Below are 9,250 nucleotides of genomic sequence, written 5' to 3'. Positions count from 1 at the left end.
CTTCCGATCTAAGCCGGAATTTCCCCGGGCACGGSGAGCCGATAAAGCGTCCGCTTGCCGACTTTCAAGTACGCAGCCAATTCATCGAGCGTGAAAATCACCTGTAGGTGCGCTTTCATCTCACCCTCTCCAATCGCGTCGCTTTGCGGTTCCGGCCAAGGAAATCCTTGCAAGACTTTGCAAGACATTGCGCTCACCAGGACAAACTTCAAGAGTCAATGTACAGCGATCTCCCGCCCCATTGATGCAGGTCAACTGCTCAGGCAAGGCGCAGCGGGGCGGCCTGATCAGGCCATGGACAGCGCCTGGCTCGTCAGCCTGCGTGTGCCACAGGCGCCTCGATCAAACTGAATCGCCCCTAGTTTCGCAGACACCTCCAAGCCTCATAATGAGGCCCATCAGGAGGTGCCATGAGCAACCAGCGTTACCCCGAAGAATTCAAGATCGAAGCGGTCAAGCACATCACTGAGCGCGGCTTGCGTGTTGCCGATGTGGCAGAGCGTCTAGGTGTGTCGCGTTCCAGAGTCGGGCCGAAACACTTCCGTTGCCCCAGACAGCGTAGTTCAACAGTATCCGTCCGGCCAACACACCTTCCCGACACCGCCGCCGAAGGCCATGGCCCATCAAGCGGATTTTCCATGCCCCCTCAGCGCCGTACCTACAGCAAATCTTTCAAGGCCCAGGTCATTCAGGAGTGTTCTGAACCCGGTGCCTCCATCGCAAACATCGCCTTGGGCTACAGCCTCAATGCCAACCTCGTCCACAAATGGATTCGGCTGCATACCCAGAAAACCACGGCTATCCAGCCAGCGTTCATCCCGTTGCCTTCTCAAATGCTCGGCGCGGGATCGCATGCTCAAGTGCGCTGCTGCGATCATGAGTTTGATCCAGTCGGCCCGTAATAATGGGCACGATCCGTATGCCTATCTCAAGGATGTGCTGACACGGTTGCCGACGCAGCGGGCGAGTGAGATTGCAGAGCTGCTGCCGCATAGGTGGCATCCGGCATAGTCGCGCAAGACGGTTTGCCCGCACGCTTACGTTCAACAGCTCAAGCACCGTCCGCCCTTCGCGGGATCGTTGCCGCCAGAGCCACACGCCGAACTTTTCCACCTTGTCGTCGCCGGCCTGCGGTCAGTCAGGCAAGCCCAGGTGCTCGTTTTCCTGCTTGATCGCGTGGTCTCGGATCGCGTGCACCCGGGAAACGGCATCCACGAACTGCCACCATCTCTTAGCTTGGCGGGGTCAAGCCAGCCGGGATGCCCGGACGGTTACGCTGGTCCGCGCCCTGTTGCAGCACCAAGGTCGGCCGCAGTGATGAAGCGGGTCTTGATGCCGCACTGCGCCGCCCGATAGCGCAGTGCGATGGCCAGATGCGTCTTGCCGACTCCCAAGGGGCCTATATCGCCTTGGCACGGCTCCGGGCAGTTTCGGGGAGGCTGCACGCAGTGCGCGACAAGATGTATCGCAGCCGAACTGCGGTGTATTCTGCAATCAGCCTAGGGCCGCGCGTATCCGCTGCTTCCAGTCGAACACCCGGGCATGGTTGGCCCCAGGTGAGCTTTCTTTCGGGTGATGCACAGAGTGCAAAGGCTCACAGAAGCCCGTCATAGTGCGCGGCCAGCGCAACGAACCTTTCACTGTCTGCCTCAGGAACTTGTCGATGCATTTCTCGGCTTCAACACCTGCTTTGAAGCCCATGATCCGCGTTGACATGGTCTTCCGGTTGTCTGAGGTATCTATTTCTAGAAGATAGCGTTGTTCGCCGTTTCGCAGCTTGAACCTTGCCAGCAGATAACAGCGTGATTTTTCGTGATCGATCATGTGGTAGCTGCAACGTGGAACGGGCGGCAGAGGCTTCACCTCCAGTGCTACCAACGCAATTCCAGACTCTTGAGTGATTTGTTCAAGAATCTCTCGGAGCAGCGAGAAGCGATCTGCAAGCCGTTCATGCTCGTCCCCATCACCCTCTCCCTCACCCAGTTGTTGGAATTCTCCTGACGCTATGCTGCCCTCGCTCACAGGATCAGCCACGCCGAAGAGTTGACTTTCTCTGCTCGGGCATTGCTCGTCGTCGACCTTCTTGCCATGAGCGTTGGCACGCTCCCCGTTGTAGGCGATCTTGGTGCGCAGCTGAGCATCAAACGTGACTCCCTCAACGGGCAGGTGAATCAACCTCTGCTCCTTGGCAGCAGTCGGCTCTTCGTCAGTATCCACCTCCAGCTCCTTGCCTCCCGATGGCACGGATACACAGCCTGTGCTATCTCCCCTGACGGGTAACTTGAGAGCAGGATGGTGGAAAAAAATATCACCGCGATGGCTAAACCGGAGCCCCTGAAGCTTTTCGATCTCCCAGACCAGCAATTCGTTGCTTTCCGGATCAAAGGGGCCTCGCACATCCATGGTGGTACCCACGAGGGAAGGGGGTGCCATGAAGTCGAACTGCCACCTGGCATACGCCGACTCTTGCGGTACCCGCTCTTGCCTTTGATTGAGGCTTTGCCAGATTGACTCGAAGGATCGCTTCACATCCTGATTCAGCAGCAGCCAACTGAAATGGTCTCTGTATCCCTTGATTTTGAGAAGCTGACTTGGCGCACCTGTCTTCGGGGGCGTATGGATATGAACAACATCGCCCTCTCTGTAGACCGTGAAGGCCATGTCCAAGCCATTCGGTGCGAAGGCTGCACGGACGATGAAGGCAGCGTGGAAGAACATTTTTCGCGCCAGCTCGAATTTCGGCAGCCAGACGGTCAGACCATTGACCTCGAACACAAAGCATCGCTGTCCAGATATCTCAGGATTTGCAGCAAGCCTTCTGGCCAGACGTGGGCACTCACCCAACTGCCGTTCCCGCCAGGTATCTATTGCAGGAAGCACCACCGTCTTCTTGAAACCACTGGGACGATAAGGAGCCCCTTCTTCGCCAAGAAACTCGCGACCAACGGCCAAGACACACGACATCTCCTGTGCGAACCGCTGCAACTGCAACTTACCGTTACGCTCAAAGAGAGCCGCCAAGCGCCACTCGGCCGCCGAAGTCGGGGCCCTGAAAAAATTTCCAACGGCCAGCAACCTGGATCCGTTCGGGATCTGACGAAATACTGTCCTATTCAATCCAACTTCCTACCAATCGAATGAATTCAGTGGTCAGAGGTGCCATCTTGCTCTTTTCTAACCCACAACGCTTTTCCAGCTCCCAGCGCCTGGACGTTATGCCAGTCTGTACATCCTCCAGCATTGCTGCAGTCAGGCGACGGATCTGATATTCCCCGACAGACTCGGCATAGCGATCCAGGAAAGTGCGGCACAGGGGCAGTTGAGCGAGATGATGCTCGACTGATGCCCGATGGGGTAGCTGCTGCAGGAACCAGTTGCGACTCCTGCGCGGAAGGCTCCGGTCTTCTTCGCTGTCTCTGCCAATTCGGATCAGCAGGCGTACCAGCTTTCTGTCCCGCGCTTGCCAGTCAACATGGCTGTTGTTGCCCTGTCGGCGCGGTCTGGCCTGATTCTCAGCCATCAGCCAGCTTCGGTCATGACGATAGAGCCAGGCGTAACATGCCTCTCCTCCGTTTTGCCTGGCTGCCTTGGCGCCACCGTGGTTATCCAGTGCTTGCAGCCAAACGGCTCGGTATTGCTGCTTTTGCTCAAATTCAGCGGGGAGCAGCTGCACTGACCGGTCGGAGGCAGGGTCGACCTGGCGAATCTTCGCCTCGCTGATCAGCTCGCCAGCATGCTGGCCAGGGCGCAGGCTGGTCCAGACGATCAGATGCTGCAGCGCACTGAATCCCTTGCGATGCTTCCTGAATATCGCCAACAGCCAGGGCGGAGGCTCTCCGGATGTCAGCAGACCGTTCGCAGCAAGCCAATCCCTGCGATGGGATGCCAGAATCTTCTCCCAGATGACTTCAGCCCTGATCTGACGGCCGCGTCTGGCGCCGCACTCTGTTGCCAGGTGCCGGTACAGGTTGGTCCAGCGTCCGTAGCCAGGCGATTGCACCTCTTCGAGCGCCAGCAGCTGCATAGCAGCCTTGGCGAGCCTGATAGCCTCCTCGCCCGCAGGACTCACGTGAAGATCAGGTGGAAGAAACAGTGGGGAGGCTGGATGAAACTCGTGCCGCTGCGCTCGACGGAACGGGATAGGTGAGTTCAGGAGCTGACAGCCATGCTCGGGACAGGCATCTATCCCTTGAATCTGCCAGCTACGCCGCCAGTAGGGTTCACCGTAGCGCGCAGCCATATCTTCAAAGCAGATCGGGCAGTAACGCAGCCAATCGGGCCACTTGACCAAGGCCGTCGAGGCCCCAGACAGACCAATCGTCGGCCGGTCGGGAGCAAGCATGGCCTGAAAAAGATCGGTACGGCGCTCCGGCGGAATGAAAGGGGCATAGAGCGGGAACAGCGTGTGATTCAGGATCATGCCTTCCGCATCCAAGCCCGTGTTGTTCGCCAACGCAGTCAGGTGTGTAGGCAGATCGGTAATCGCGGCAACCTTGCTGTCACCGAAAAGCATGTGCAGCAAGGTCTTGTGGTTGCCTATCCCCAGATGTACCCGGCACCGGGCAATACCGCTGTAAAGCAGTTCGTCCGGGTAGAGCCTGGGGAAGTACATTTCAGCTCGCTCTCAGCAGAGGCCGCAGATCGAGGATCAAGCCGGCCTGCTTGAATCTGTCATAGGCCTCGCTTTCAGGCCCATCGGCATAACGTCGGCGCAGATCCTCCTCGGATAGGCACCCCCACTCCGTCCGCTTAACTCTGGAAATGCCGGGCCTCTTGGGAGCGTCCTGCGCGAGGTAGGCCGTGGCCTTGTGAATCAGGGCCGCCAGCGGGATGTCCGGATTCTCCGCCAACAATTCATCGGCCATGGGAATGGCGATGTCCCTCGGGATTTCCATACCTTCGAGCAGGGCGGCCAGCCGCTTTGCCTTGTCATCTGCCGGAGGGGCCGGCGGTTTAGGTTGGGGGACGCTATCCAGAGAGCGAGTCAGGGCCAGCAACCGTCCCTCGATCTCTGGCATCAGCAGGTCGTCATATTTGGCGATCAGCTCGGGCCTACCGCTCCGCAAGGCCGCTAGCATCGGATGGACCGGTTTGAACTCGTCCTCGAAAACCCTGCGCAGCAACAGCGGCTTGATGCACTCGACACCTGTCACTATCGCCCGGATCTGCGCCAGCGCGAACAGCTTGATGATGATGTCCATGACCCCTTGGGTGAGGTCGTACATCGTAGCCTCCAGTTCATCATCCAGCGGCGCCGCATTTCGCAGCCACTGATACTTCCAGAGCCGCTTCAACAGACGCTTCCAATGCTCGTCCCGAGGCAACCTATCCCAGCGGATGCTGCCCAACCCGGAGACCCGCCGAGCAGCCCGGAACGTGCGCTGGAAGAACTTGCTGGCCCGGTGGGTGCCGACCTGAATGATCGGAACACCGATGGTGTTCACCAGCGACACGAAGAAATTGTGCATTTTTTCGGCACCACCGGAGCGTGCCTCGTTGAGGTTCTGAACCTCGTCGATGATCAGCACTCCGAGCGCGTGCAGATTGGCTACCTGGCACATGGATGCCAGCAGACGTTTGGTACCCAGCTTCTTGCGTCCGTGGCTACGGCTGTAGTAGGTACCCAGGATCTTGTCTACTTCGTTGAAGAAGCTCAGGCACAGCTCATCCAAGTCACCGTCAATTGGGCAGTCGACCTTCAGATAGACCAGTTGAGTGATGTTGTAATCAGGGTGATGGAGGGCTTGGGGGTACATGCCCAGAATCCGCTCCAGCGTGCGCGTCTTGCCGCAACCGGAGCAGCCGAACAGCGACAGGCTGTTGGCCGTAGAGGAGACACTCTGGTACACCGCCGCATCCAGATCCTCCTCCTCGACACGGCGATAGCCATTCTGCAGGTGCGCATACCAGGCACCACTGGCCGGATTCCGACCGATGTACCCTTGACGGATCATCAGGCTGATCTTGCTCTCCAGCTCCAAGTGATGGCTCAGCGGCTGGAAGAAGCCGTGCAACAGGCGGGCAATTGCATGTGCCCTGAGCCGACCATCCAGAAGCGCCTCCTGCGGCTCGAAACCGGGAAGCTGCTGCAATAGACCGACCACCTCCTGCAGATCAGGAATCGGAGGCAATGCGCTGATGAGCGGATTGTCCTGATACTCAGGAAGCTGCTGCTCCTGGTAACGCGCCAGGGGAATGACTCCGCGCTGGAATTCTTCAGTCATCCTCTTCCTCCTTGAATATCAGGTCACTGAGATCTGGGAAGGCATAATCTTCCTGCTTCTCGCCCCGCAGTGGGATCACCTCGGCTGGCTTTTTCTGCTGTGATTTCTCCAGTTTGAATGCTGTTTTCTGGCGTTCCTGGCGCTTTTCCTGCTGCTTGTTCTCGCGGATCTGGGTTCCCAGATCCTTCGTGGTCATACCCGTTTTGACCGGACTGGCATCCTCTGCCTGGGCAACGATGGACTCGATCTGCTTCAGAAGACTGCCTCTCTCTACCAAAGCTTCAGCCGCCGCGTTGGTATCGCTACGCCGTTCCTCTCTGGACAGCAGCCAGACATCCCAGAAGGTCATCCCCCTGAAGCGTCGACTACGGTCGGCCAGATCGCAAACCCAGTAGTCCTTGAGACTATTGGACGGCCGCAGGTAGATATGGTCGGCGCTACGCGGATCGTATGCGACCGTTACCCCTGTCGGCCGGCGCCCCTGGCCTCGGTGAAACCAACCTTCCCTGATTGCTTCCTGGCAGGTGTAGAAGCAGCCGAACAGCCTGATTCCCAGCTCCGAAACCGTGGCCGACTCATGGGGCAAAAGATTGATCCGCACCAGCTCCTCGGGCGCAGTACGTAACCGGCCGGTCAGGTTGGCCAAGCCCCAGTTCCACAGCATGACCGGGATGGCTGGCAGATCGCCCGGCATACCAGAGGTCCTGTCGTATTTGCTCAAGGTGTGGAAGTTGTTGTGGTAGAGGATGCCGGCGATGATGATCTTCGTGAATTCAGGCAAGGTCAGACTGGCATCAAGCCTGTAGTCGTGGCCACCCCGCTTCCGGCTGGTATTGTCCTCGACCACACCGCAGGCATAGGGCTTGAAACGCTCCTGCACCGTCCGGAAATAACGCTCGACGATACCCTTGGCATCTCCTCGCCTGGCCGGGGCATTCTCGATGCGAACGCCGAAGGCTTGGGAAAATGCTTCCACCTTGGTGCCATTCAGTTCGCCCTTATCGGCCAGCACCACATCCGGCAAGCCTTTGACCGGCCAGTCGCTGGCATCGATCTCCACGCCATACTGGAGGCAATACTCAACCTTGTCGGCGACCGTGTTGGCCAATGCCACCATGGCACTGACCCAGGAAGGCCCCTCGAATCCGACGTACATACCAACGACCATGCGGCTGAACACGTCGATCACCATGTAAACGACAGGCCTGCCGACGATAAGGCTGCGATCATGTTCTGAAACCAGATAGATATCGGCGATGGTGGCATCTATCTGGTAGCGGTATCCGGGCCCCAGTGCCTCGGTCGTCGATGTACTGCTGAGCGGTCGGAAGTCCTTGGCAAAATCCACTGCGGACACCCTGCGTGGCAAGGTGTCGGTGAAGTGATATTCGCGCCCATAGAAGTAACGGAACTGCCCCAATGTAGGCAGTTCGGAGGTCGGCAGCTCCGGCAGAACAGCACGGAGCAGGTTCAGCCCGGAGGCGTAGGCATCAGGAATGGACGGATGTTTTTCCTTGAGCAAGCGTTCCTCGATGACCCGGCGAAAAATGCGCTCGATGTCCGGCGTGACATTGCTCCCTTTCCCCTCCATCACCACTCTGGGCCTGCCCAGCTTGGCCTGGTTCGGCTTTCTGCGCTTGCCACGGGCGCCCGAGTTGACATAGTCCGGCAAGAGGGCATTCCTGCACATGCCTCGCTGCCAGTAGCGCCTCAGTAACCTGTACACCGTCTGATTGGTGACACCATGGCGCTCCATGATGCCTCTGACAATGAGCCCTCTGGGGCGCCGCACGAAAAGCTGGGGATCGTGCATAAAATCCGCCAGCATTGCCCAAGCTTCATCACGCTTCTGCTGATCAAGGGAACCCTCCTCAACCTCCCGTAGGACTGTCTCCTCGAAGGGATCGGCAATGCTCTCCAGCTCCCGCTCCATGAGCAGACGCTCCAGCTCTGCAATCGATATCGGTTCGGGCAACGCCGTGTCCGAATCGATATCGATCCAGATTGCCTGCTCGGTACCTGACCAGAGCAGGCGCTTTCGCAGTTCCCCCATCCGGAACACCTGATTAACGGGCAACACTGCTCAGCTCCTGATGCATTTTATGAGAGTTGGCAACCACGTCTTTCGGCTTCAGCTCCCGGTAAGGAGTGTCAAGATCGAAAAGGAAACAGTGCCGGGCCAGCAACTGGCGTAGCCAATAGAGCGCCTGACCGGCCTCCAGTTGGCAGGAGGTATCCAGTCCTTGGGCAATAGCGGTCAGCTTCCGGTCTGGGTGACGCTGAAATTCGAGCAGAAACAGCTGCTGGTAATGGGCGATATCGTCCTGAGCGATGTCGTCTTCAGCATGGGCAGGATAGAGCCATTGGATATTGGCAAATGCCACCTTGGATACCTCGCGCTCCGTGACGATGACCCAGGGAATACCTTTTTCCTGCCAGTAGCGCCTTTCAAGCTCAAGCCTCTCGATAACTTCAGGCTTCTGCAGGTCGGTACTGTACTTGGCCTGAATCGCGATACTCGGGCGCTGAGGATCTTCGAAATCCACCAGAAAGTCGCTGGTCAGTACCTGCGGGGTACCCTTGTAACGACCGTGGGGCAGGCCAAGCTCCTCGGCGATGCGCACCGTATCTTCGACCCGCATCGGAAACTGTTCACGGATATCGGTGACATGGGGAGACCGATCCAAGGTCAGGAAGATGGCCAGTTCAAGATCGGATAGAAGATGGTGTAAACGCCGGGTCTTGCTGCCAGGCAGGCGGTGGGAGCGACCCAGCGAGGACACGTCCCTGGTGTAGATGAACGGCTTGTAGTCTGATCCCTGGCCTTGGCCACGCCCGTCCTTGAGCCTTCTATCGATCTGGGCCTGGGTCAGCCCCTTGAATGTTCCAGACATGAGAAAGCCTGCCCCCGCTGTGTCGATGACATCAACATAGCGGATGCAGGCTCAGGATGAAACTTTATTTATAAGGATGAAACTTTATTTGTACGGATGAACCTTTATTTGCATCCCACAGACCTTTCTCCT

The 9,250-nt window shown here is 58.0% G+C and carries 6 protein-coding genes and 4 pseudogenes; 3 read left to right on the top strand and 7 right to left on the bottom strand.

The window, feature by feature from the left end; genetic code table 11:
- Nucleotides 1–11: 11 nt before the first annotated feature.
- Nucleotides 12–119: pseudogene (locus A9513_RS27305) on the bottom strand (helix-turn-helix transcriptional regulator); the annotation flags it as partial.
- Nucleotides 120–410: 291 nt separating this feature from the next.
- On the opposite strand from A9513_RS27305, the pseudogene A9513_RS35855 reads away from it, so the two are divergent.
- The 3 genes and pseudogenes from A9513_RS35855 to A9513_RS35250 form a co-directional block, all read left to right on the top strand.
- A pseudogene (locus A9513_RS35855) lies at nt 411–515 on the top strand (transposase); the annotation flags it as partial.
- 123 nt (nt 516–638) lie between these two features.
- Nucleotides 639–902, top strand: a complete 264-nt coding sequence (locus tag A9513_RS35850) for a transposase (RefSeq protein WP_001446199.1) — start codon at nt 639–641, stop codon at nt 900–902.
- A pseudogene (locus tag A9513_RS35250) lies at nt 859–1,011 on the top strand (transposase domain-containing protein); the annotation flags it as partial. The gene A9513_RS35850 and the pseudogene A9513_RS35250, both read left to right, overlap by 44 nt.
- Nucleotides 1,012–1,304: 293 nt before the next feature.
- Here the strand turns inward: A9513_RS35250 and A9513_RS35245 are convergent.
- The 6 genes and pseudogenes from A9513_RS35245 to A9513_RS27275 all read right to left on the bottom strand — a co-directional run.
- Nucleotides 1,305–1,403: pseudogene (locus A9513_RS35245) on the bottom strand (ATP-binding protein); the annotation flags it as partial.
- A 91-nt stretch (nt 1,404–1,494) separates the two neighbouring features.
- On the bottom strand, nt 1,495–3,117 hold the full coding sequence (locus A9513_RS27295; RefSeq protein WP_065086116.1) for a Tn7-like element transposition protein TnsE: 1,623 nt from the start codon (nt 3,115–3,117) through the stop codon (nt 1,495–1,497).
- Nucleotides 3,110–4,612, bottom strand: a complete 1,503-nt coding sequence (locus A9513_RS27290; protein WP_013984536.1) for a TnsD family Tn7-like transposition protein — start codon at nt 4,610–4,612, stop codon at nt 3,110–3,112. The genes A9513_RS27295 and A9513_RS27290 overlap by 8 nt, the downstream gene beginning before the upstream one ends.
- A gap of 1 nt (nt 4,613) precedes the next feature.
- Entirely contained in the window at nt 4,614–6,224 is a 1,611-nt protein-coding gene (locus tag A9513_RS27285; protein ID WP_013984537.1) for an ATP-binding protein, read from the bottom strand.
- On the bottom strand, nt 6,217–8,277 hold the full coding sequence (locus tag A9513_RS27280) for a Mu transposase C-terminal domain-containing protein (protein ID WP_013984538.1): 2,061 nt from the start codon (nt 8,275–8,277) through the stop codon (nt 6,217–6,219). Before A9513_RS27280 ends, A9513_RS27285 begins: the two co-directional genes overlap by 8 nt.
- A gap of 13 nt (nt 8,278–8,290) precedes the next feature.
- Nucleotides 8,291–9,118 carry a heteromeric transposase endonuclease subunit TnsA gene (locus A9513_RS27275; protein WP_044864179.1) on the bottom strand — a complete coding sequence of 276 codons (828 nt, stop codon included), beginning with the start codon at nt 9,116–9,118 and terminating at the stop codon, nt 8,291–8,293.
- Between the last annotated feature and the right edge of the window lie 132 nt (nt 9,119–9,250).

It is taken from the genome of Pseudomonas sp. AU12215 (genome assembly GCF_001675465.2).
Lineage (GTDB): Bacteria > Pseudomonadota > Gammaproteobacteria > Pseudomonadales > Pseudomonadaceae > Pseudomonas > Pseudomonas nitroreducens.
This window is presented reverse-complemented; position numbering and strand designations above follow the sequence as displayed.